17 protein-coding genes are annotated in these 23,116 nt (G+C 66.1%); 5 read left to right on the forward strand and 12 right to left on the reverse strand.

The features are described 5' to 3' along the window. Positions 1-44: 44 nt before the first annotated feature. From J9314_RS06860 to J9314_RS06870, 3 genes are read left to right on the forward strand one after another with little or no spacing between them, the layout of a single operon-like run. Positions 45-1,178: a metallophosphoesterase family protein gene (locus tag J9314_RS06860; protein ID WP_210605065.1), complete on the forward strand. Its 1,134-nt coding sequence runs from the start codon at positions 45-47 to the stop codon at positions 1,176-1,178. Beyond that, positions 1,175-3,793 carry an AAA family ATPase gene (locus J9314_RS06865; RefSeq protein WP_210605066.1) on the forward strand — a complete coding sequence of 873 codons (2,619 nt, stop codon included), beginning with the start codon at positions 1,175-1,177 and terminating at the stop codon, positions 3,791-3,793. The genes J9314_RS06860 and J9314_RS06865 overlap by 4 nt, the downstream gene beginning before the upstream one ends. Positions 3,794-3,837: 44 nt before the next feature. Beyond that, a complete protein-coding gene (locus J9314_RS06870; RefSeq protein WP_210605067.1) occupies positions 3,838-4,071 on the forward strand; it encodes a hypothetical protein in 234 nt (77 codons plus the stop codon). A gap of 88 nt (positions 4,072-4,159) precedes the next feature. Here J9314_RS06870 and J9314_RS06875 read toward each other — a convergent pair whose 3' ends face one another. The 5 genes from J9314_RS06875 to J9314_RS06895 form a co-directional block, all read right to left on the reverse strand. Beyond that, the gene (locus J9314_RS06875) at positions 4,160-5,866 is read right to left on the reverse strand and encodes a class I adenylate-forming enzyme family protein (protein WP_210605571.1); all 1,707 of its coding nucleotides are present in this window, start codon (positions 5,864-5,866) and stop codon (positions 4,160-4,162) included. Positions 5,867-6,067: 201 nt separating this feature from the next. After that, a complete protein-coding gene (locus tag J9314_RS06880; protein ID WP_210605068.1) occupies positions 6,068-7,777 on the reverse strand; it encodes a class I adenylate-forming enzyme family protein in 1,710 nt (569 codons plus the stop codon). 105 nt (positions 7,778-7,882) lie between these two features. Beyond that, positions 7,883-9,088, reverse strand: a complete 1,206-nt coding sequence (locus J9314_RS06885; RefSeq protein ID WP_210605069.1) for an acyl-CoA dehydrogenase family protein — start codon at positions 9,086-9,088, stop codon at positions 7,883-7,885. A gap of 9 nt (positions 9,089-9,097) precedes the next feature. Beyond that, complete coding sequence (locus J9314_RS06890) at positions 9,098-9,895, reverse strand: SDR family oxidoreductase (RefSeq protein WP_210605070.1); 798 nt, start codon at positions 9,893-9,895, stop codon at positions 9,098-9,100. Further along, entirely contained in the window at positions 9,892-10,914 is a 1,023-nt protein-coding gene (locus J9314_RS06895) for a phosphotransferase family protein (RefSeq protein ID WP_210605071.1), read from the reverse strand. Before J9314_RS06895 ends, J9314_RS06890 begins: the two co-directional genes overlap by 4 nt. A 198-nt stretch (positions 10,915-11,112) precedes the next feature. Between J9314_RS06895 and J9314_RS06900 the strand changes: the two genes are divergently transcribed. Continuing rightward, entirely contained in the window at positions 11,113-12,084 is a 972-nt protein-coding gene (locus tag J9314_RS06900) for an NADPH:quinone oxidoreductase family protein (RefSeq protein ID WP_210605072.1), read from the forward strand. A 77-nt stretch (positions 12,085-12,161) separates the two neighbouring features. Here J9314_RS06900 and J9314_RS06905 read toward each other — a convergent pair whose 3' ends face one another. After that, positions 12,162-13,328: an acyl-CoA dehydrogenase family protein gene (locus J9314_RS06905; RefSeq protein ID WP_210605073.1), complete on the reverse strand. Its 1,167-nt coding sequence runs from the start codon at positions 13,326-13,328 to the stop codon at positions 12,162-12,164. Positions 13,329-13,483: 155 nt separating this feature from the next. Continuing rightward, entirely contained in the window at positions 13,484-14,863 is a 1,380-nt protein-coding gene (locus J9314_RS06910; RefSeq protein WP_246490651.1) for an MFS transporter, read from the reverse strand. Between the two features lie 564 nt (positions 14,864-15,427). Between J9314_RS06910 and J9314_RS06915 the strand changes: the two genes are divergently transcribed. Then, complete coding sequence (locus tag J9314_RS06915) at positions 15,428-17,053, forward strand: BCCT family transporter (RefSeq protein ID WP_210605075.1); 1,626 nt, start codon at positions 15,428-15,430, stop codon at positions 17,051-17,053. 59 nt (positions 17,054-17,112) lie between these two features. Here J9314_RS06915 and J9314_RS06920 read toward each other — a convergent pair whose 3' ends face one another. From J9314_RS06920 to J9314_RS06940, 5 genes are all read right to left on the reverse strand, one after another. Then, on the reverse strand, positions 17,113-17,832 hold the full coding sequence (locus J9314_RS06920) for a DeoR/GlpR family DNA-binding transcription regulator (protein ID WP_210605076.1): 720 nt from the start codon (positions 17,830-17,832) through the stop codon (positions 17,113-17,115). Between the two features lie 115 nt (positions 17,833-17,947). Then, the gene (gene pdxA, locus J9314_RS06925) at positions 17,948-18,994 is read right to left on the reverse strand and encodes a 4-hydroxythreonine-4-phosphate dehydrogenase PdxA (protein WP_210605077.1); all 1,047 of its coding nucleotides are present in this window, start codon (positions 18,992-18,994) and stop codon (positions 17,948-17,950) included. A 51-nt stretch (positions 18,995-19,045) separates the two neighbouring features. Beyond that, the gene (locus J9314_RS06930) at positions 19,046-20,395 is read right to left on the reverse strand and encodes a four-carbon acid sugar kinase family protein (RefSeq protein ID WP_210605078.1); all 1,350 of its coding nucleotides are present in this window, start codon (positions 20,393-20,395) and stop codon (positions 19,046-19,048) included. Continuing rightward, positions 20,392-21,888, reverse strand: coding sequence for a GntP family permease (locus J9314_RS06935; protein ID WP_210605079.1), 1,497 nt, complete (start codon positions 21,886-21,888; stop codon positions 20,392-20,394). Before J9314_RS06935 ends, J9314_RS06930 begins: the two co-directional genes overlap by 4 nt. 164 nt (positions 21,889-22,052) lie before the next feature. After that, the gene (locus tag J9314_RS06940; RefSeq protein WP_210605080.1) at positions 22,053-23,114 is read right to left on the reverse strand and encodes a 2,3-butanediol dehydrogenase; all 1,062 of its coding nucleotides are present in this window, start codon (positions 23,112-23,114) and stop codon (positions 22,053-22,055) included. Positions 23,115-23,116: the final 2 nt, after the last annotated feature.

The raw sequence follows: 23,116 nt of genomic DNA on the forward strand, positions 1-23,116 counted from the left end.
GTGGTCACTCGCCCGTAGGATGGGAGAGAGATGAGGAGGAGCAGATGAGATTCATCGCCACGGGGGACTGGCAGCTGGGGATGACGGCCCACTACCTCAGCCCGGAGGCTCGCCCCCGCTTCCACCGCGCCCGCCTCGATGTCGTCTCCCGCATCGGTGAGCTTGCGAAGGAGCAGGACGCAGAGTTCGTGCTCGTCTGCGGGGACGTGTTCGAGACCAATCAGCTCGACCGCGCCATCATCGCCCGCACCTTCGAAGCCCTCGCCTCGTTCACCGTCCCCGTGGTCCTGCTGCCGGGCAACCACGACCCCCTGGACGCAGCGTCGATCTACGATTCCCCGGCGTTCGCCTCACGCGTGCCCGACCACGTCCATGTGCTCCGCGACAGCAGCCCCTTCGAGGTCGTCCCCGGAGTCGAGATCGTCGGTGCCCCCTGGTTCTCCAAGCACCCCCAAGGTGATCTCGTCGCCGCGGCGACGACCGACCTCGCCGAGGTGGCTCCCGGTTCCGTGCGCATCATCGCCGGTCACGGTGCCGTGAGCGTCCTCGACCCCGATCGGGAATCGTTGGCCACGATCGACACCGACAACCTCAGGACCCTGCTGCGCGAGGACCGTGCCCAGTTCGTCGCCCTCGGTGACAGGCACGCCACCTTCGAGGTCGCCGATCGGATCTGGTACCCGGGAGCACCGGAAGTCACCTCTCGGCGGGAAGACGATCCGGGCAATGTCCTGCTCGTCGACATCGACGCCGACACCCATGCGGCCGAGGTCGAGAAGATCCACCTCGGCACCTGGAACTTCACCGTCATCGCCGCCGACCTCAACTCCGCAGCCGACGTCGACGAGTTCGAACAGCGGATGAACACCGTGGCGGACAAGGACCGCACCGCGGTCTGGCTCATCCTCCGCGGCACCCTGCCGACGGCGGCGAAGGCCCGACTCGACGAGCTCCTCGACCATTTCACCGACCTCTTCGCCCTCGTCTCCCTCTGGGAGCGTCACATGGACCTCGCGATCATCGCCGCGGATGAGGACTTCGCCGGCCTCGGTCTGAGCGGGTATCTGCAGGACACCCTCGACGAACTCTCCGCACGCGCCGCGGCCGAGGACGACACAGCGATCGCGGCCCAGGACGCGCTCGGCCTGCTCTACCGATTCGCCAGGAGCAGCTCATGAGACTCCACTCGATCACCCTCACCGACTACCGGGGCATCACCGAGTCCACCGTCGAGTTCGGTCCCGGCGTGACGATCGTCGAAGGACCGAACGAGATCGGCAAGTCCTCGATCCACCAGGCCATCACCCAACTGCGCGAGGACAAAGCGAGCTCCAGGAAGGCCAGCGTCAAGGACACCCAGCCGGTCGGCTCCGACGTCGGCCCCCAGGTCGAACTGCACCTGAGCACCGGCGACTACGAGGTCCGCTACAGCAAACGCTGGCTCAAGCAGCCCTTCACCGAACTGCACATCCTGGCGCCTGCACCCGAGCAGCTCAGCGGCGATGAGGCCCATGAACGCTTTCTTTCCCTCCTCGACGAAACCGTTGACATCGACCTTCTCGATGCTCTCGACGTCGCCCAGGGCCGAAGCCTCGCCCAAGCACCGCTGGCCGAGATCAAAGCGCTGCACGGCGCGCTCAACGCATCGGGGGAGGCGCCGGCCGATCACGATGCCTTCCTCGACCTGGTCGAGGGCGAATACCTCAAATTCTTCACGGCCAAGGGCAAGGAGACCGGAGAGCTGAAGAAGCTCACCGACGAGCTTCCGGCCGCCGAAGAGCAGCATCGGACCCTCGACGAGCGCAGCAAGGACATGGATGCACTCGTCGAACGGCACGCCCGAGCCGCCGACCGCCTGGCGACCGTGCGCGATCAGCTGACCGCGGCCGTGACCGAACGCGAGGAGGCCGAAGAGGCGGCGAAGGCCGTTTCCGGGCTCAAGGCCGAGCTCGACCGTGCCGCCGAGGCGGCCGAATCCGCGAAACGCGAAGAGGAGCGGGCCGCGGAGGCCCACGACCGCCGCGGTCGGCTCATCGCCGAGACGACCGCAGCCGACGAGGCAGTGAAAGAGGCGGCAGCGCGCCGGGAGACGGTCACGGAGACCGAACGCGACCAGGACGCAGTCGTCGCCCGAGCGCAGCTGGCCCTCGACGCCAGGCAGACCGAACTCGAGACCGCGCGAACCGACGCGAAGACGGCATCCGCGAGCCTCGCCCACGTCCGTGCCCGCCGAGAGGTCAGCGAACTGCGCAGGCGGTTGGGCAGCATCCGCGACCAGGAGAGCAGAGCGGCCGACGCGAGGGCGACGATCGGTTCGATCACCGTGACGGCGAAGGACGTCGACCACCTCGGCGACCTCGTCACCGAGGTGCGCATCGCACAGAAGGCGAAGACCGCCGCGGCCGCGCACATCACCGCCAGGCGACTCGGGGACACCGATGTCAGGATCGACGGAACCGCGCTCTCGGAGACCACCGACGCCGAGTTCGCCGTCGTCAAGGACACAAGCATCGTCATCGACTCCGTCGTCGACATCACGGTGCGGCCGGGACAGTCCCCGGCCGAACTCGACCGTGCCGTCGATCAGGCGCGCAGCGCACTCGACGCCGAACTCGAACGACTCGGCGTCGACTCGCTCGACCAGGCGCGTGAGCGCGCCGAGGTGCGCACGAATGCCGAAGCGCTGCTGGCGGAGGCGAACTCGACGCTGCGCGCGCTCATCGGCGACGACGACCGTGACCGGTTGGACGCGGCGCTGTCCCGAGCCGAACAGCTCATCGTCGAAGCCGGAGAGCCTGCGGGAGGCGACGCCGAGGCCGATGTGGCCACGATCGACGAACTCGAAGCGAAGGTCGAATCGACCACGGCAGCCGTCGACACCGCACAGGACGCCGTCGACAAGGCCCGCGCCGCGCTCGATCGCACCCGCACCGACCGCGACGAGGCACGGGTCGCCACGGTCCGAGCGCAGGCTCATCACGAACAGGCGATGACGACACATGAGAACCTCACCGCGCGGCTGGCCGTTGATCGGGACGCACACTCCGATGAGGCGCTGAAAGACGCACACGCCAGCGCGCAGGAACAGACTAAGAAGCGTCAGGAAGAGGCCGCCGCGGCCCGGGCACGCTACGAAGCCGCCGACCCCGAGACCCTGGAGATGCGGCTGCAGAACGCCCTCCAGCTCCTCGACAGCAAACAGCGGGAGCAGGATACGGGGCGGCAGGAGGTCGATCGACTCTCGGCTCTCATCGACGACCGGGCGGCCGAGGGCATCTACGACAGACTCAAGGTCGCGGAGGAGACCCTGGATTCGCTGCGCTCACGGTTGGCACGCCTGCGCCGGCAGGCGGAGGCGATCCGGCTACTGCGTGAGACGGTGCTCGCCTACAAGGAAGAAGCGCAGCGACAGTACGTGGCCCCGTTCAAAGAGCAGATCGAGAGGCTCGGACGGGTGATCTTCGGCCAGGGGCTGTCGGTGGAGATCTCCGAAGACCTCGAGATCGTCTCCCGCACACTCGATGGCCGCACGGTGAGCTTCGAATCGCTCTCGGGCGGAACGAAGGAGCAGCTGGCTCTCATCGGACGCCTCGCCGTGGCCACCCTCGTCGATGAGTCGTCGGGTGCTCCGGTGATCCTCGATGACGCGTTCGGCTTCGCCGATGAGAAGCGTCTGTCCGCGCTCAACGTCATCCTCGGCAATGTCGGCCGCAACGCGCAGGTCATCCTGCTCACCTGCCAGCCCGACCGGTTCGCACGCCTCGGCGGAGCACACACCGTCAGCCTCGGCTGAGCGCAGTTCCAGTTCGGCAAGTGACCATGCGCTAGCCTGAGCATATGAGCGAGAAGACCTATGCCGACGAAGTCATCGTCCGCTGCTCAGGCGACGGGTACTACCGGACACGCTGGATTCCTCTGGTGTCGTTCAAATCGATCCGATTCGGTGCCTACCGGTTCCAAAGATGTCCGGTCCACGATAAGTGGGAGATGGCGGGAATCGTCGACGACGCGGACCTCACTCCGGAGATCCGCAGCGCAGCCGAGAAGTATCCGGTCTCCCGCATTCCCTGACCGACTCCGCAACGCAGTGAGGCGACACGTTGCGGACGATCCGTGCGGGAAATCGCTTGGCGATCCCGCACGGATCGTCCGCAACTCGTCAGTCGGAGCCCGCTGACCCCTGTGCCGCCTTCCGAGCCGCTTCGGCGGCGTGGACGGCATCGGCGCGGATGGTCCGGCGCAGGATCTTCCCCGAGGTCGTCTTCGGCAGCTGCTCGAGAATCGTGACGTGGTGAGGTGCTTTGAACGCGGCGAGACGCTCACGGCAGAAGGTGATGATCTCCTCAGCACCTGCCTCGGCGCCGGGGCGGAGAGTGACGAACGCGGCGACGTCCTCACCGCGGTACTCATCGGGGATGCCGACGACCGCCGCCTCCTGGATGCCCGGGTGGGTGTAGAGGACGTCCTCGACCTCACGGGGCCAGACCTTGAACCCTGAGGCATTGATCATGTCCTTCATCCGATCGACGATGAACAGCCAACCGTTCTCATCCATGAACCCGACATCGCCGGTGCGCAGCTCGCCTCCGGGAATCTGCGCGGCCGTCGCCTCCGGATCATTGAGATAGGCGGGAACGACCGACGGGCCGGACACCGCCACCTCTCCGACCTCGCCCGGACCGAGCGAGCCGCCGGAGCCATCGATGATGCGCACAGACGTGTCGACCTGGGGCAGACCGCAGGAGAGGTTGCCGCTGTTCTCATCGACCGGTGCCCGCATCCCGGCCGGCACCGAGGCCACCTGTGCGCATGTCTCGGTCAGCCCGTAGCCCTGCTGGAGGTAGAGTCCGGTCTTCTCTTCGAACCGATCGACGAGTCCCTCGGGCAGGGGAGCGCCACCGGACTTCAGTCGTTTGAACGAGGAGAAGTGATCCTCGGTGAAATCGGGGTGGGCGAGCATCGCGGTGTAGACAGTCGCCGGTCCGACCATGTACGCCGGGCGTTCGCGGCGGCACAGCTCGAGCATCGGTCCCGGTTGGAAACGGTAGTTGAGGATGAGCCGGGCACCACCGGCAACGGCGGCCACGAACTGACTGACGAATCCGGTGATGTGGAAGAGCGGAGCGAGAGTCGCATACCCCTCGCCGGGGGTGAACGTTGAGGTGCGCACCGCCTGGCGGGCGTTGTTCGACACATTCGCGTGGGTGGCCATCGCCCCTTTCGACTTCCCCGAGGTGCCCGAGGTGAACACGACGAGAGCCGTATCGTCGGCGGCGGGCCGTTCTGGGATGAAGCCGTCGTCGAGGTGGTCCTCGACGACGGTGCGGAAATCGAAGGTATCGCTGACGGGCGGCAGATCCGCGAACGCAGAGAAGATCGAATCAGGTCCCTCGACCTGAAAATCACGATCATCACTGAGAACGACGAGAGGCACGGACTCGGCGAAGGGCCGTACACGGTCGAGGTAGGCGGCCTTCGAGACGAGGATGCCCGTGACCTCGGCGGTGTCGAAGATGTGCACGAGTTCGCCGCGATACATCGGATTGAGCGGCACGACCGCGCCGCCGGCCTTCCAGATCCCGTAGCTCGCGATGACGAACGCCGGGGTGTTCTGGTCATAGATTCCGATGCGATCACCGCGGGTGACCCCGTGCGACGTGAGAAATGAGGCGAAGGCGCTGCTCCAGCGGTCGAACTCCGTCCACGTGAGCGAGAACCCGTAGTAGCTGATCGCTGTGGCCTCGCCGTGTGCCTCGACCGTTGCGGCCAGGTCGGCCACGGTCGTCGACGGTTCCAGAACATTCGGCTGCGGAGCCGCATCGCCCCAGGTCGCCATCCACGGTCGTGATTCGAACCAATCACCCATGCTCACCACGTGCTTTCTTCGCGCTCGTCACTTCCCGGAGACTCACTCCGTCTCCGCACGGGGACACGCTACTCTTCCACACCTCGGACGGCAATCGAACGATCGACCAGCGACTCTGAGCAATCTGGCGGGTGAGGCGAACCGAATGAGACGGCCGACGACCCTCAATCGGATCGTCGGCCGCCACGAACGCGCCAGGCGTCAGTGAGACCCGGTGGCTCCCTGTGCTTCCTCGCGCGCCGCCTGCGCAGCCTCGACGGCGTCAGCACGGATCGTGCGGCGCAGGATCTTGCCCGAGCTCGTCTTCGGCAGCTGGTCGATGAACGTGACCTGGTGCGGTGCCTTGTAGGAGGCCAGACGCTCACGGCAGAAGGTGATGATCTCCTCAGGAGTCGCCTCGGCGCCGGGTTGGAGGGTGACGAACGCGGCGACGTCCTCGCCGCGGTAGTCATCGGGGATGCCGACGACCGCGGCCTCCTGAATCGCCGGATGCGTGTAGAGGACGTCCTCGACCTCGCGGGGCCAGACCTTGAAGCCTGAGGCGTTGATCATGTCCTTCTTGCGATCGACGATGAACAGCCACCCGTCCTCACGCATGAACCCGACGTCCCCGGTGTGCAGTTCGCCGTTGGGGATCTGCACGGCTGTCGCCTCGGGGTTGTTGAGGTAGCTCGAGACGACTTGGGGTCCGGAGATCGCGACCTCGCCCACCTCGCCCGGGCCGACAGGCTGCCCCTCGTCATCGAGGATGCGGATGAGGACGTCGGGCTGAGGCAGTCCGCAGGCGAGGTTCCCGCTGTCGGGGTCGACGGGAGCGTTGAACCCGTGCGGCACGGTGGCCACTTGGGCGCAGGTCTCGGACAGGCCGTATCCCTGACCGACGTAGATGTGTGCGCGTTCCTCGAACTTATTGACCAGACCTTCCGGCAGGGGAGCACCGCCGGACATCATCGACTTGAACGAGGCGAACTTCTCCGGGTCGAAGTCCGGATGCGCCATCAGGGCGGTGTAGACCGTCGCGGGTCCCGCCATATAGGCGGGCTTCTCCGCGGCGCACAGAGCAATGAACGAACCAGGCTCGAACCGGTAGTTGAGGATGAGCCTGGCCCCACCGGCGACCGAGGCGAGGAATTGGCAGACGAAACCGGTGATGTGGAACAGCGGGGCAAGGGTGAGATAGCCGTCGCCGGGGCCGAGCACGGGGTTGCGCAGACAGTAGCGCGAATTGCTCGAGATGTTCGCATGCGTCGCCGCCGCACCCTTCGACCGCCCCGAGGTGCCCGAGGTGTAGGCAACGAGAGCGAGGTCGGACGGTGTGGGGGAGTGAGGTGTGAAGTCGGTGTCGAGGTTGTCGTCGACGGCCGCCTCGAAATCGGGCAGATCGGGGACGTCGGGAAGCTCGGCGAACATCGAGAAGATCGCGTCCGGACCGTGCTCCTGGAAACTGCGATCGTCACTGAGGACGACGAGCGGCAGATCGCCGGCGTAGTCCTTGACCCGATCGAGATAGGCGGCCTTCGACACGATGAGTCCGCTGATCTCCGAGTCCGCGAAGATGTGCTCGAGTTCGCCGCGATACATCGGATTGAGCGGCACGACGGCACCGCCTGCCTTCCAGATGGCATAGGTCGCGATGACGAAGGCCGGGGTGTTCTGGTCGTAGATGCCCAGCCGGGCCCCGGGCGCGATTCCACGGGAGGCGAGGAACGCCGCGAACGCCGTCGTCCGCCGATCGAATTCGGCCCAGGTCAGCCGGAAGCCGTAGTAGGTGAAGGCCTCGTCGTCACCGCGGGCAGCGACGGTCGCGGCAAGATCGTCGAGCGGTGTCGAATCGGGCAGAACATAGGGTTCGTGGGCGAGGTCGCCCAGTGTCGTGATCCAGGGACGAGTGTCATACCAGCTGTTCGTCATCGAACATCCTTTCAGATGGGTACCCGGTCGAGACCTCTCTGGCGGTCTCGACCGGATGGGTGCCGTGACCCGCGGGAGTCGGTCCCGCGGGCTACGGCCGAGACCTCAGCCTCGGTGCTTCTTGATCTCGTTGCGGGCGATGGAGCGTTTGTGCACCTCGTCGGGCCCGTCGGCCAGTCGCAGGGTGCGCATATGCGCCCAGAGCCGGGCCAGTGGGAAGTCGTCGGTGACCCCGCCTCCGCCATGGACCTGGATCGCCCGATCGATGACCTTGAGCGCCATCGACGGGGCGACGACCTTGATCTCGGCGATCTCGTTCTTCGCGACCTTGTTGCCGTACTTGTCCATCATGTCCGCGGCGTGCAGGGTGAGCAGGCGGGCCTGGTCGATCTCGATCCGGGATTCGGCGATCCAGTCCTGGATGTTCGACCGATCTGAGAGCTTCTCACCGAAGGTCACGCGCGATTCGGCGCGCTTGACCATGAGTTCGAGCGCCCGCTCGGCGGCTCCGATGGCGCGCATGCAGTGGTGGATGCGGCCGGGTCCCAGCCGGGCCTGGCTGATGGCGAACCCTTCGCCTTCGCCTTTGAGTATGTCCTTGAACGGGACGAGTACGTCCTCGAAGACGATTTCGGCGTGTCCCTCCCGGTCGGCATAGCCGAAGACGGGGAGGTTGCGGACCACGGTGACCCCGGGAGCGTCGATGGGTACGACGAGCATCGACTGCTGCCGGTGCACCTCGGCGCTGGGATCGGTCTTGCCCATGACGATGAGCACGCGGCAGTTCGGGTGCATGCCGTTCGAGGCGAACCATTTGCGGCCGTTGAGCCGGAATCCCTCGTCGGTGCGTTCCATGCGCATCTCGACGTTCGTGGCGTCGGAGCTGGCCACGGCCGGTTCGGTCATGGCGAACGCCGAGGCCATAGTGCCCTCGAGCAGCGGACGGAGGTACTTCTCCTTGTGCTCATCGGTGCCGAAGAGCGTGAAGACCTCCATATTTCCCGTGTCCGGGGCGTTGCAGTTGATCGCCTCGGGGGCGATCTCGATGCTGCGTCCGGTGATCTCGGCCAGCGGCGCGTATTCGAGATTCGTCAGGCCCGGCCCCCAGTCGGGATGCGGGTGGAAGAGATTCCACAGCCCCCGCTTCTTCGCCTCAGCCTTGAGATCTTCGAGGACCTGCGGCTGGGTGTGCGGGCTTGCCGCCGCGGACATCTGCTCGTGGTAGACGGATTCTGCCGGGTAGACGAGTTCGTCCATGAAGGCGGTGAGCCGTTCCTGGTATTCGCGTCCGCGTTCGGTGGTCTCCAACACGTTGACTCCTCAACTCTCGTTCAATCGGGACTGATAGCGGGACATTCCCCGCAGCCAGCGTTCGTAGTCGCTGCCTTTCATGCGGTACATCTCGAGCACCTCGGGGTGGGGAAGGATGAGGAACTCCTCCCGCTCGACGGCATCGAGGACGATGACGGCGACCTGCTCGGGTTCGAGCACGGTCCCGGCCTCGGTGACCGCCCGCTGTGCGGCACCGCCTTCATCCCCGGCGGCATCGAGCAGTGCGGTGTTGACCCCCATCGGGCAGATCACCGAGGAGCGGATCCCGTCGTCCCGATACGTCATCGCCAACCATTCGGCGAAGCCGACCGAGGCGTGCTTGGTCACCGAGTAGGCCGCCGACCCGATCTGCGTGAGCAGGCCCGCCGCCGAGGCGGTGGCGACGAAATGCCCGGATCCGGTCTCCTGCCAGCGGGGGATGAGCGCTTGGGCGGCGCGGATGTGGGCGCGCATGTTGACGTCGATGATCGGATCCCAGTCCGCGTCGGATTCCCCGAGCATGGCCGGACCGATGATGCCGGCGTTGGCGAAGTAGAGATCGACCCCGCCGAGGCGGTCGTCGGCCAGCGAGATGAGCTGCCCGATGCCGTCGACCGTGGAGACGTCACCGACCCATGCGTGGGCCCGATCGCCGAGGCGGGAGGCGGTGTCGGTGACCGCCGGATCGAGGTCGGCGAGGACGACGGAAGCGCCGCGGCCGAGCAGCTCAGTGGCCAGGGCAGCCCCGATTCCGCCGGCGGCGCCGGTGACGACGACTCGGGCCCCGTCGAAGCGTGGTGTGCTCATGGTCTCTCCAACAGGGTCAGGGCCTGACCGGCCAGGTCTTCCACGCCCTCGCCGGCGACGTCCGGATCGAGGTCGAGATCGCCCATCTGTCCGGTCTTCAGCCGGGTGTAGACGCCTTCGCGGATGCAGGCGAGCTTCCACATCGCGAACGCCGAGTAGTAGCCGACATCGTGGACTTCGTGCCCGCTGACCTCCTGGTAGCGGGCGATGAGCGCCTCGGTGTCGGGGAAGCCGTCCGCCGGTGTCGGCACCCAGATGCTCGTGTACTCCTCGGGCACTGTGAGCATCGCGATGAAGTAGCCGAGGTCGGTGAGCACCTCGCCGACCGCGGTGAGTTCCCAGTCGACGACGGCATTGAGTCCGCCCCCGGGCGCGAAGATCATGTTGTTCGGCTTGAAGTCGCCATGCGCGAGTCCGACCGGGCTGCCTGCCGGGTCGGGCATCGATTTCAGGAGCACGTCATGGACCTCGTGGATCATCGGTGTCTCACGCGTGGCGATCTGTTCGACCTGGCCCAGCCAGCGCCGAAGCTGCCGTTCGATGAGTCCGCCCGGCCTGCGCAGATCGCCGAGGCCGACCGCGTCGATGTCGACTGAGTGGATGGCCGCGAGGGCATCGATCATGCCGAAGGCGCAATCGGGCTTCGACTCATCGGGGATCGACGACCAGTCCGACGGGGTGTTGATCGCGAAGCCGGGGCAGTGATCCATGAACACAAAGGGCACATCGAGGACCTCGGGATCGTCGACGATGTCGAGGACCGTCGGCACGGGCACAGCACTGTCGGTCAGCGCTGCCATGATCCTGCCCTCGCGGGCGACATTGTGGGCGCTGCCGCCCTCATGTCCGAGCGGTGGGCGGCGCAGCACCCAGCGCGGTCGGCCGTCGACGGTGATCGTGAAGGTGAGATTCGACCGGCCGATCGACATGACCTCGACGTCGAAGTCGCTCACCCCGAATCGCTGTGAGATCCATCGTCCGATGGACGCGGTGTCGAAACCTGCCGGTGGATGTGTCAACGGTGACCCTCCCGAGTGAACAATCGTTCAGTTTCGTTTACAGTATTCAACCAAGGCGTGCGAGTCAAGCCGAAGAAGTGACCGCGGTCACGGCCGGATGTGATACGTCTGGACAGGCCGCGCCGACGCGCGAAAGCGTCTGAGAACTGACGCACCAATGCGTCCGAGAAGAACCGAACACAGCGAAGTGAGGACCCGATGAAAGCTGTTCATGTCACCGCCCTGACCGGCCCCGATGATGTCGAGATCGCCGAGGTGGACCGACCCGTGCCGGGGGAGGGGCAGGTCCTCATCGAGGTCGCGTATGCCGGTGTGACCTTCCCCGAGCTGCTGCAGACCCGCGGAATGTATCAGACGAAGCACGAGCTGCCCTTCGTCCTCGGTTCGGAGGCCTCCGGCGTTATCGCCGAGGCGGGTCCGGGTTCGCGATTCTCCGTCGGCGACCGTGTGGCCGCGATCACCGGGGTGGGCACCTTCGCCGAGCACCTCGTCGCCGATGAGACGCAGGTGATGCCGCTGCCCGACGGGGTGAGCCTCGCTTCCGGAGCGGGCATGCCGATGAACGTGCTCACCGCCGACTTCGCGCTGCGGCTGCGAGCGAACGCCCAGCCGGGGCAGAGCCTGCTCGTCCACGGCGCGGCCGGCGGTCTCGGTTCGGCCAGCGTGCAGCTCGGTGTGGCGATGGGCCTGACGGTCATCGCGGTCGTCTCCACCGAGGCGAAGGCCGAAGTCGTCCGCGAGCTCGGCGCCCAGCACGTCGTCCTCGCCGACGGGTTCAAAGACGCTGTCAAGGAGATCCTGCCCGGCGGCGTGGACTATGTCTTCGACCCCGTCGGCGGCGATCGCTTCACCGATTCCACACGCGTGCTCGCACCGTTCGGCAGGCTCCTCGTCCTCGGCTTCACCGCCGGCGAGATCCCCTCGATCCGAGTCAATCGTCTGCTGCTGAAGAACATCTCCGTCGACGGAGTCGCATGGGGCGCTGCCACTCACGGTGACCCGAGCTTCATCGCGCGGCAGTGGGAGGCCGTGAGCGAGCACGTGGCAGCCGGGCGCCTCGATCCGCGCATCCACGCGACCTACCCTCTGGCGAAGGCCGCCGCGGCGATCAGGGAACTCGATGAGCGTTCCGTCATGGGCAAAGTGCTCCTCGAAGTCGCCGGAGAGTGAGTCAGCCGGTCGGCGGGTGAGTCCGACCGGTTGATCCTGACGGCGCGCAACTGCATCGCCGGTGCGCGCCGTCTGCGTCAGTGGAACCGGTGGCGGGCGGCGATATCACGGCCGATGAGGTCCTTCATCACCTCGTTGGCGCCGCCGAAGATCGCCTGGATGCGGTTGTCCTTGAAGGCTCGGGCGATCGGATACTCGAGCATGTAGCCGTACCCGCCGAAGAGCTGCAGGCACCGGTTGACGACCTCGATCTCGAGATCCGAGCCGAGGTACTTGGCCTTCGCGGCGTCGACGGCGGTGAGTTCGCCGGCGTTGAGCGCCAGCGCGCAGCGGTCGACGAAGGCCTCGAGGGCATCGACGCGGGTCTCGAGTTCGGCGAGCTCGAAGCGTGTGTTCTGGAAATCGCCGATGGTCTGTCCGAAGGCGGGGCGTTCGAAGACATAGTCGGCCGTCCACTCGAGAGCCGCCCGCGCACCGGCGAGGGCCCCCGAACCGATGAGCAGGCGCTCGGTGGGCAGATTGACCATGAGGTGGATGAAGCCGCTGTCGAGCTCGCCGAGCAGCGCCTCGGAGGGGACCCGGACATCGGAGAACGAGAGCTCCGCGGTGTCCTGGGCATCCATGCCGAGCTTCTTCAGCGGACGTCCGCGCTCGAAGCCCGGGGCATCGGCATCGACGATGAACAGCGAGGTTCCACGCGACGGCTTCGCCTCGGGATCTGTGCGGGCGACGACGATGACGAAATCGCAGTGGACTCCATTGGTGATGAACGTCTTCGCCCCGTTGATCACCCAGTCGTCGCCGTCGCGCACTGCCTTGGTGGTGATGCCCTGGAGGTCCGAGCCGGCATTCGGCTCGGTCATCGCGATCGCCCCGATCATCTCTCCCGAGGCCAGCCCGGTGAGGTACTTCTCCTTCTGTGCCTGCGTTCCGAAGGACAGGAGGTATCCGGGGACGATGCCGTCCGAGACGCCCCACCCGCTCGTCGCCGAGGCGACGCCTCGGCGGGCGATCTCCTCGCTGCGGACCATCTCGAAGCGGAAGTCGGAGACTCCTGCACCGCCGAACTCCTCGGGAATCGCGAGACCGATGATCCCGGTCCGAGCCGCCTTGCGCCACATCTGCCGATCGACGAGGTGGTCCTCCTCCCATTCCTCGAGGTGGGGGACCACCTCACGGTCGAGGAAGGCGGCGACGGTGCCGCGAAACGCCTCATGGTCGTCGGTGTACAGAGCTCGCTTCACGAGGGCGTCCTCTCATCGGTTCGTGCCACATGCTGATCGTTCGTTCAGATTTTCATGGGGGATCGTCTCCGTCAAGACCGATCGGGCCCACCGTGAGACGGCGGACCCGATCGGGGAGTTGCGGGGCTGGAGCCCATCGACTATCGGTTTCGAGCCTACTTCGCCTCGTCGACGAGCTCGGACTCCATGACCACGTCGGCGCCCTCCTCGGGAAGTCCTGCTCCGCGCAGCGACGCACCCTTGGTCTCCTTCATGAAGATGGCTGCGACGAAGCCGATCACGCACGAGGCCATCACCAGATAGGCGGGGATGATGGTGTTGCCCGTCGCATCGATGAGGCCCTGGCTGATCGACGGAGCGGTGCCGCCGAAGATCGCGGTCGAGACGTTGTAGGAGATCGCGAAGCCGGCGAAGCGCACCGGGCCGGGGAACATCGCCGGGAAGGTCGCCGAGATCGTCGAGATCTGAGGAATGTAGAGGATTCCGAGCACGGCGAGGCCGATGAGGGCCCAGACGAAACCGCCCTGCATGAGCATGAACATCGGAATCGCCGCGACGAAGAGTCCGATGAGCGAGAAGTACCAGACGGGTTTGCGCCCGACCTTGTCCGAGAGCATCCCGCCGAAGGGGATGAGGATCATCATGAACGCCTGAGCGATGAACATCACCGTCAGCGAGGCATTCGGGCTCATGCCGACCGGGTCCTGCAGGTAGGTCGGCATATAGGACAGCAGAGTGTAGTTGACCACGTTGACCGCGACGACCATCCCGCCGAGGATGAGCAGCTGCTTCCAGTAGTCGGTGAAGAGGATCCGGAAGACCTCGCGCACTGACTTGTCCTGACCCTCCTCGTCGAGCTCCTCATAGACAGGCGACTCGTCGAGCCTTGAGCGCAGGTAGAGACCGACCACGCCGAGGACACCGGCGAAGACGAACGGTATCCTCCATGCCCAGTCGGTCATCGTCTGCTCACCGAGTCCGAGCTGGAGGAGGAGGACGAACAGCGAACCGGCAGCCATGCCGGCCAGGGTGCCGAATTCGAGGAAGCTGCCGAAGAATCCGCGGCGATGGTCCGGAGCGTATTCGGCCATGAAGGTCGCGGCGCCGCCGTACTCACCGCCTGAGGAGAATCCCTGGATGACGCGGAGGGTGACGAGGATGATGGGTGCGACAACGCCGATGGTGGCGTAGCTGGGCAGCAGCGCGATGCAGAAGGTCGAGCCGGCCATGAGCAGAATCGTCAGCGCCAGCACGCGCTTGCGACCGAGGCGGTCACCCATCGGGCCCCAGACGATGCCGCCGAGGGGCCGGAAGATGAAGGACACGGCGAAGACCAGCAGCGCCATGAGCTGGGCGTGCTCGCCGGGGAAGAAATGCTGGGCGAGGTAGGTGACCGAGACGGCGTAGAGGCCGTAGTCGAACCACTCGGTCGCATTGCCGAGTGCCGAGGCGGCGACGGCCTTGCGGACGGTCTTGAGGTCGGGTTCTTTGGGGGATGCCGGTGCTGCGGATCCTGAGGTATCGGGGATGCTCATGAATTCCTCCATTCATGCGGGCCATCGATGCGGTGGCCCTTGATTCGAACCGAACCTACGTTACGAGTGTGCGTTCAGGCTCTCAAAGGAGAATTCGTGTCAAATCACGGCGTGTCATTAGTGAATATTGCGCCAATAACGTATCTGAGCTGGAGAAATACACCGATCATTCAAAACCGATCCGGCAAGATGTCTTCACAGTGAACAGTGAAGTTATCGTTACAGAGAAGCGGTTGACAGAAATATCGATCAATGGCTGATTTCGTCTGCGCCGAAAAGGGGAGTATCGTCCTCGCCTTCACCTGGATGCGACCGTGTGCGGATGACGGCGGTGCATGTCCCGTGTCGGCCAGAACTCGACCTCGCCGAAGACACGCACCGACAGGATGTCCGTGCCGATGATCCCGCCGGGGTGAGTATCTTCACATCGCGGACGATCATGCTCCCGCGGGCAGGTTCCTCGGCCTGCCTGCCCCTAGACTGGGTCGCTGCATTTCTTCACAGAACGATCAATCGAACTCATCAGTTCCGTCCCAGCAGCGGACCCGGAAGGCAGCACACCACATGGACGATCCCATCAGTCCCGCGGATTCCAGGCACCACGAGGAAAGACAGGCACCTGCGGGTGAGGGCTCCGCCCTGACATCTGTCATCGACGGCAGTCCCCAGGCGAGTGCCGAAGCGACTGCCCGGAGCCGTCTCGATGTTCCCGTCACGGGCATCAGCGTGGGAATCCTCGCCGTCTTCGTCGTCCTCGCACTCGCTCTGCCCGATGCTGTGTCCTCGGGTGTCAGCACTGCCTTCGCTGTCTGCGCCGACATCTTCGGCATGTATTGGCAGATCCTGCTGCTCGCCACGTTCCTCATTGCTCTCGTCCTCATCTTCACTCCCTGGGCCAAGGCCAGACTGGGCAGCCAGGCTCGTCCGGATTTCAATCGATTCGCCTGGATCGCCATGATCATGACGACGCTGCTTGCGGCAGGAGGAGTGTTCTGGGCGGCGGCCGAACCGATGTATCACTATGTGACGACCCCGCCGTATTTCGCGAACAAGGCCGACAGCGGCATCGACGGCGTCGCAGCAGCCCTGGCTGCGAGCTTCATCGACTGGGGATTCCTCGCCTGGGCGGTCCTCGGATCGTTGGGCACGATCGTGATGATGCGTGCCGCAGAGAAGGGGATGCCGCTGCGGCCGCGCAGTCTGCTCTACCCGGTCATGGGCAGGCGCGCCGCGACCGGACCGATCGCGGCAGCCGTCGACGTCGTCTGCGTCATCTCCGTGGCCGCGGGAACGATCGGGCCGGTCGGATTCCTCGGCCTGCAGGTCTCCTACGGGCTGAACTCGATATTCGGCATCCCCGACGTCTACCCCGTGCAGCTTGCTGTGATCGCCGTGCTCACAGCAATCGCAGGCGTCAGCGTGTTCTCCGGGGTCAGCCGCGGCATTCGTTTCCTCAGCAGCGCCAACATCTGGATGGCTTTGGGGCTGATGGCCGCGGTGATGGTGCTCGGCTCTGCCTGGTTCGTGGTCAAGAGCTATTTCAGCGGCCTCGCCCTGTACGTCACCGACTTCTTCAGCATGACTCTCTACCGCGGGGACACTGAGTGGCTCTCAGGGTGGACGGTGTTCTTCTTCGGCTGGTTCCTCGGCTACGCGCCGCTGATGGCCATCTTCGTCGCCCGCATCTCGAAGGGCCGGACGGTCAGGGACCTGCTCATCAGCACGACGGTGTTGCCCCCGATCGCGACGACCCTGTGGTTCACCGTGCTCGGCGGTACCGGGATCTACCTCGAGCAGGGCTCGCGCGGATCCATTTCGGGACCGCTGATGGACGGCGGCCTTCCCGCAGCGGTCATGGCCATCAGCGACAATCTGCCGCTGTCCCTGCTCATCAGCATCGGGTTCCTGGTCCTGACCATGACGTTCGTCGCCACCACGACGGACTCGATGTCCTTTGCGATGTCGCAGTCGTGCATGACCAGCGGAGAACCCTCACCGAAGCTGAGGTCGATATGGGCGCTGCTCATCGGAATCACCGCAGCCGTGCTCATCAGCCTCGGTGATGGGGGAGTCGACGCCCTGCAGTCGGCGATCGTCATCACCGCCGTGCCGGTCGGTTTCGTCATGTTGCCATCACTGGTGGCAGCCCCGCTCTACGTTCGGCAGATGGCCAAGGAACAGGATGTGTGACACCGGCCGAGCGCTGGTGACGAGACCATCGAAGGTCGGCCCTTGGCTGTGCCGCTGACTCAGCTTTGCCGGGTTCCGTCCTCGCTGATCCAGATCCACCCGTGAGGCAGCGGGGCCCAGGCGGCGACCTCACGTCCGAATTTCGAGGAATCGGCGAGCACGACGACGCTGCGGGCGTGTTCGGCGATGAGTTCCTTCGTCCGCGCCTCGTCGAGTGTGGGCTCGCCCAGCCCGCGTGAGAGGTCGACGGCATCAGCCCCGAGGAAGGCCACATCGACATCGACCCGGCCCAGCGCATGATCGCTCAGCGCCCCGGTCGTGCCGTGGGACAGCGTCGAGACCTCACCGCCGACCATGATCACCCTCGGGCCCGCAGGGTGTGCCAGCGCGAGGGCGATCTCGAGACCGCGGGTGATGACCGTGAGATCGTCGCGGTCTCGGATCCGTTCGGCCAGGCGCACCGTCGTCGACCCGGCGTCGAGGAAGATCGTGCGCACACCCTCGCCGAGGTGGTCCAGGCCGGTCGCAGCGATCGCGTCCTTCGCCTCGGCATTGGTTTCCATCCGCTGGCCCAAAGGCGGTTCGACGAACCCGGCCGCTGTCGCTCCGCCGATGGTGCGGATGACCTCTCCCGCCTCGGCGAGGTCGCGCAGGTCGCGGCGGATCGTCGATCCGGAGGTCTCGAGCTCCTCGGCCAGCCGGGTGATCGTCCACGTTCCGGTCTTGAGCAGCGAGAGGATGTCCTCACGCCGCTTCTGTGTGCCTGTGCGGATTGCCATGGGCGGTTCCTGGTTCCTCTCACTCGCTCGTCCGGACGGAGGCCGAGCCGCTGAGCCCGTCCGTCCGTTCTCGGGCCGGGGACGGCCCGAGAACGGATCTGACTCTGGCCCGGTCTCAGCGGGGCAGGTACTCCTCGCGGATGCCGTCGACGAAAGGAGCGTAACCGATCGCGGCCCGGTAGGCCGAGCGCATCGTGCCGGCATCGGCGATTCCCTGACCGGCGATGTCGAAGGCAGTGCCGTGGTCGACTGAGGTGCGCAGGATCGGCAGACCCACGGTGACAGAGATCGTCCCGTCGAAGTCGAAGGTCTTCGAGGCGATGTGTCCCTGGTCGTGGTACTGGGAGAGGATCCCGTCGAATCGACCGCTCAGTCCCTGGTGGAAGACCGAGTCGGCCGGGATCGGCCCGGCGACTGCGAAGGAGCCTGCGGCATTGACCTGCTCGACGGCGGGTCGGAGGATCTCGATCTCCTCGTCGCCGAACGCACCGTTCTCCCCACCGTGCGGGTTGAGCGCGGCGACGGCGAGCCTCGGCGAGGTCACACCGTAGAGCTGCAGTGCGCGGTGGGCGCGCTCGATCGAGTCGACCTGGGTCTCAACGGTGAGGGCGTCGATGGCCTTGCGCAGCGACATGTGGCGCGTGGCGAAGAAGATCTGGAGTCTGTGCTCAGGAGCCTTCGTGTTCTCGACGACGAACATCGTGTCCTGCTTCGTCACACCGGTCAGCTCACCGAGCATCTCCGTGTGTCCGAGGTGCTTCGAACCCGACTTCCACACGGCCTCCTTGTTGATCGGCCCGGTGACGATGCCGGCGACCTGCTGATCCATGGCGGCCTTCGTGGCGACCTCGATCGCGGTCACCGAAGCCTGACCGGCGCGGGCGTCGACGACGCCCCATTCGGGCAGATCGTCACCGAGCACACCGATGTCGAAGACGTCGATGACGCCCTCGCCTGCGGCAGGGGTCGACCAGTCGGTGATCGCGCGGAGTTCGACGTCGAGGCCGAGGACCTCCACCGCTCGTCGCATCACGGACAGGTCGGCGACGGCGACGCCGTGCTGGTCATCGCGACCGGCGAATTCGGAGAGCACCTGGGCGGTGATCTCCGGTCCGATGCCGACGGGGTCTCCGACGGTGACGGCGAGTACGGGTGCGGTCATGGGCATCTCCTCAGTGTTTGGACGAATGGAATGGACAGGATGGGCAACCGGTCAGCCTCGGCTTCGCGCGGCGTGGTTGAGGTGGTCGAAGCAGAGGGCGGCGGTTCCGGCCTCACCGATCAGACCGCCCTTCGTCACGATGGGCAGTCCTGCGGCGCGTCCTCCGGCGATGCGGCCGCCGACGGCGAGCGGGACGATCTCGGTGTCGATCTCCATGCCGAGGGCGTCGAGACCCGAGAGGACGGCGGCGGTGACGTCACCGCCGGTGGTGTAGAGGCCGGCGACGTTGAGCCGCTCCATCACCGCGGCCGTGATCATCGCCAGCTGGCGGGGGATGAGCTCGGAGTGTTCGGCAGTGAGTTCGCGCAGATCGGTGGGGTCGAGGACGGTGGCGATGACGATCGCCCGCGCCGAGGCGACCCCGCAGACCGCGCGGACCGTGGCCTCCACCTCAGGCAGGCCCTCGGCATCGAGTTCGGCGCGCATGACATGGATGTCGGGGTCCTCTGCCAGCGCGGCGAGCTGGGTGCGGGTGACCTCGGTGGCCGAACCGGAGACCCCAAGCAGAATGCTGCGGGTCCGCGCGGGCAGGAAGGCACGGGCCAGGGACAGGCTGCCGGGTCCCGGGTCGATGGCCACCCAGTCGAAGCATTGTGATCCGGCCTCCGCCGCCTCCCGCGTGAGATCGGCCAAGACGGTACCGATGAGATCGATGTGGTTGACAGTGAGGGCATCGGCGACGATGACGTCGACACCGGAGGCGATGCCGGTGAGCACCTCAGCACGGATCGCTGTGGGGCCGGCCAGCACGGTGGAGATGTCGATCGTGTGGCAGCTCAGTTCGGTGCCATCGGAGAGGATCGTCGCCACCTCGGAGGTGGTCATGGGGGAGCGGACGTCGTGAGCGAGCTCAGTGTCCTCGAGCAGGCGACCGTTGAGCAGCTGCCGACCGCCGACGGTGACCCGGCCGGAACTCGGGAAGGCGGGCACACAGAGACCGAGCACTCGGGTCGGAGCTGATGTGGCGCCTTCGACCCCGGCGCGCGCTGTCGAGGTCAGGCTCGCACGCGCCCGCAGCGCCGCCTCGGCGGTGGCACCGACGTTGCCGCGCAGCGTCGTGTCGATGCGACAGGCCAGCAGGTCGACCTCACCGGCGGTCGCGACGATGGATGAGGTGATTGCGGCGGCCTCCGCCGGTGGCAGGTGACGGCTGTTCGCATTGACGACGATCGCATCGTACTCATCAAGAGCAGTGTTCAGCATCGAGTGATCGCCGCCGGTGACGGTCATGGTTCTCAGCCCCGCCTCGGCGAAGAGCGCGCCGCAGGCGTTGCCGCCGGTGAGGTCGTCGGCGATGATGAGGATCCGCGGACTGAGCTCCGCCTGTTCGGTCACGCTCATACGATCAAGTCGAGCACGAACAGCAGCGGAATGGAACCCGCCCAGACGGCCGTGGTGATGCCCGACCAGCCCTTGATGGCGTTGATGCCGTCGAGGCCGGCAAAGCGGGTGACGACCCAGAAGTACGAGTCGTTGAAGTAGGAGAAGACCATCGATCCGGCAGTGCAGGCCATGACCGCCACGAGCGGATCGAGTCCCAATGGCTCCACCAGCGGAGCAGAGACCGAGGCTGCGGTGATCATCGCGACCGTGCCCGAGCCCTGGGCGATGCGCACGAGGGTGGCGATGACGAAGGGCACGAGGAGCGCGGGCAGGCTGATCGAGGCGATCGCCTCGGCGAGGGCATCACCGACACCGGATTCGGTGAGCACATTGCCGAACGCACCGCCGGCGCCGGTGATCAGCAGGATGAGGCCGGCCGAGGCGGCCCCGTCGGCGAGCCAGCTCTGCACCTGGCTGCGCGGGGTCACGCGCGGCAGGAGGGCGTAGACGGCGAGGATGAGGCCGATGATGAGCGCGACGACCGGGTTGCCGAGGAACGCGAGCGGAGCGACCCACGCCGACGGTTCGTAGTCATCGCCGGACAGTGCACCCTGGGCGTTCTTGTCGATCGCCGTGGACACCGTGTTCGCGACGATGAGCAGCAGGGGGACGATGAGCGGGAGGAACCCGAGGAAGGCACCGGGCTTCTTCGCCGAGGTGGTGGCCGAGTCTGCTTCGGTATCGCCGCCGGTGGCGGCGACTCCATCCGTATCGTCACCGGTGACGGTGGCCACGGAGCCGGTTGTGGCTCCGGTCGAGCCGGACTGGGACTCTGCGTTCGTCGAGGCGGCCGTGACCGATCCGTAGACGTCGTGCTTGACGGCGGCGTTGAGGACGGGTTCGAGCTTCGGGCCGATCCAGCGGGCGTAGATGACGACGACGGGCAGGAGGACGACGGTGAAGATCAGACCGGTGAGGATGACCGAGCCGATGTCGGCGCCGAGGATGCCGGTGGCGGCCAAGGGGCCGGGAGTCGGCGGAACCATGTGGTGGGTCAGCGTCATACCGCAGCCCAGGGCCAGGGCGAGGGTGACGTACCCGCCGCGCTTGACGCGGGCGATCGAGCGGGCCAGCGGATTCATGATGACGTAGCCGGAGTCGCAGAAGACGGGAATCGAGACGAGGGAGCCGACGGTGCCCATCGCCCAGGGCTCGCGGCCCTTCCCGAAGATGCGGAGGAAGGCTCGGGCGAGGGAGTCGGCGGCGCCGGAGACTTCGAGGATCTTGCCGATTCCCACGCCGAGGCCGATGACGATGCCGATGCTGGCCAGTGTGTTGCCGAAGCCGGTGGTGATCGCATCGATGAGGCTCAGCAGGTCTTGACCGGCGACGATGCCGGTGACGACGGATGCGACGAGCAGGGCGATGAAGGCGTCGAGGCGGGTCGCGAGAACGATGACGACGATCGTCGCGATCCCGGCTGCGAGCGCCAGGATGAGTTGCAGATCCATGAGATCCTCCGCAGTGAGGCCGGACCGAAGGCGGGCCGGGACCGGCTCGATGAGCCGGTGTGGATGTGAGCTGACCATGAAGGTGAACAGCATGAGCAAGTATGTTCCATAACTGCGCAACTATGCAAGGTCGTGTACCGGCTCCCTCCTGCGGAGGCCCTCGCTCAGGCGCGGGGGTCGACGATGATCTTCACGTGCTGCTCGTTGTTGTTGATGAGCTCGTCGAAGCCGCCGGTGATGAGGTCGTCGAGGCCGATCTTGGCGGTGATGAACGCGGACAGATCGAGGTCGTCGCTGCCGGCCAGTGCGATCGTCGCCGGGTGATCTCCCGAGTAGCCGATGGTGCCGCGGAGGTCGATCTCTTTGAGCACGAGCTTCGGCATGTCGACCTCGGGTTTGTGGCCCCAGATCGAGACGTTGACGAGGACTCCGCCGGGGCGCACCGCGTCAAGCAGCATGTCGAGGACGACCGGGACCGAGGAGCATTCGAAGCCGACATCGGCACCATGGCCGTCGGTGCGCTCCCGCACCGCCTCGGCGACGTCTCCGTCCCTGGGGTCGAACACCTCGTCGGCGGCCCCGGTCGAGAGCGCCTTGGTCTTGCGTGCCTCGGAGAGTTCGGAGACGAAGACAGTCAGTCCTTCGGCCTTGAGCACAGCGGCGGTGAGGAGGCCGATCGGCCCGGCCCCGCCGACGATGGCGACCTGCCCGGCCTGTGCTCCTGAGCGGACGAAGGCGTGGTGGGCCACAGAGAGGGGCTCGATGAGTGCGGCCTCATCGAGCGGGATGTCGCCGATCGGGTGGACCCAGCGGCGTTGGACGACGATCTTCTCGGCCAGCCCGCCGCCGCGCCCGCCGAGTCCGATGAAGTTCATGTCCTTCGACAGCTGGTAGCTCTGGCCGATGCTCGTGTCGACGTCGTCGGCGATGATGTAGGGCTCGACGACGACGTTCGCTCCGGCCTCGAGGTCCGTTACTCCTTCGCCGAGGGCGGTGATCGTGCCGGAGAACTCGTGTCCCATCGTCACCGGGGCATCCTCGCCGGAGATCGGATGGGGATGGCCTGCGGGTGGAACGAAGATCGGGCCTTCGAGGTATTCGTGGAGGTCGGTGCCGCAGATGCCGCACCAGGCGACGTCGATGGCGACGGTGCCGGGCAGGAGTTCGGGCTCGGGGATGTCCTCGATCCGGATGTCCCTGCGATCGTGGAAACGTGCTGCTCTCATGG

Source organism: Brevibacterium oceani (assembly GCF_017948325.1).
In the GTDB taxonomy this organism is placed as follows: domain Bacteria; phylum Actinomycetota; class Actinomycetes; order Actinomycetales; family Brevibacteriaceae; genus Brevibacterium; species Brevibacterium oceani.

What these genes read in the sequence shown, in the direction of transcription:
- J9314_RS06860 (WP_210605065.1), top strand. Translation starts at nt 45, where the DNA reads ATGAGATTCATCGCCACGGGGGACTGGCAGCTGGGGATGACGGCCCAC.
- J9314_RS06865 (WP_210605066.1), top strand. Translation starts at nt 1,175, where the DNA reads ATGAGACTCCACTCGATCACCCTCACCGACTACCGGGGCATCACCGAG.
- J9314_RS06870 (WP_210605067.1), top strand. Translation starts at nt 3,838, where the DNA reads ATGAGCGAGAAGACCTATGCCGACGAAGTCATCGTCCGCTGCTCAGGC.
- J9314_RS06875 (WP_210605571.1), bottom strand. Translation starts at nt 5,866, where the DNA reads ATGGGTGATTGGTTCGAATCACGACCGTGGATGGCGACCTGGGGCGAT.
- J9314_RS06880 (WP_210605068.1), bottom strand. Translation starts at nt 7,777, where the DNA reads ATGACGAACAGCTGGTATGACACTCGTCCCTGGATCACGACACTGGGC.
- J9314_RS06890 (WP_210605070.1), bottom strand. Translation starts at nt 9,895, where the DNA reads ATGAGCACACCACGCTTCGACGGGGCCCGAGTCGTCGTCACCGGCGCC.
- J9314_RS06900 (WP_210605072.1), top strand. Translation starts at nt 11,113, where the DNA reads ATGAAAGCTGTTCATGTCACCGCCCTGACCGGCCCCGATGATGTCGAG.
- J9314_RS06910 (WP_246490651.1), bottom strand. Translation starts at nt 14,863, where the DNA reads ATGAGCATCCCCGATACCTCAGGATCCGCAGCACCGGCATCCCCCAAA.
- J9314_RS06915 (WP_210605075.1), top strand. Translation starts at nt 15,428, where the DNA reads ATGGACGATCCCATCAGTCCCGCGGATTCCAGGCACCACGAGGAAAGA.
- J9314_RS06920 (WP_210605076.1), bottom strand. Translation starts at nt 17,832, where the DNA reads ATGGCAATCCGCACAGGCACACAGAAGCGGCGTGAGGACATCCTCTCG.
- pdxA (WP_210605077.1), bottom strand. Translation starts at nt 18,994, where the DNA reads ATGACCGCACCCGTACTCGCCGTCACCGTCGGAGACCCCGTCGGCATC.
- J9314_RS06930 (WP_210605078.1), bottom strand. Translation starts at nt 20,395, where the DNA reads ATGAGCGTGACCGAACAGGCGGAGCTCAGTCCGCGGATCCTCATCATC.
- J9314_RS06935 (WP_210605079.1), bottom strand. Translation starts at nt 21,888, where the DNA reads ATGGATCTGCAACTCATCCTGGCGCTCGCAGCCGGGATCGCGACGATC.
- J9314_RS06940 (WP_210605080.1), bottom strand. Translation starts at nt 23,114, where the DNA reads ATGAGAGCAGCACGTTTCCACGATCGCAGGGACATCCGGATCGAGGAC.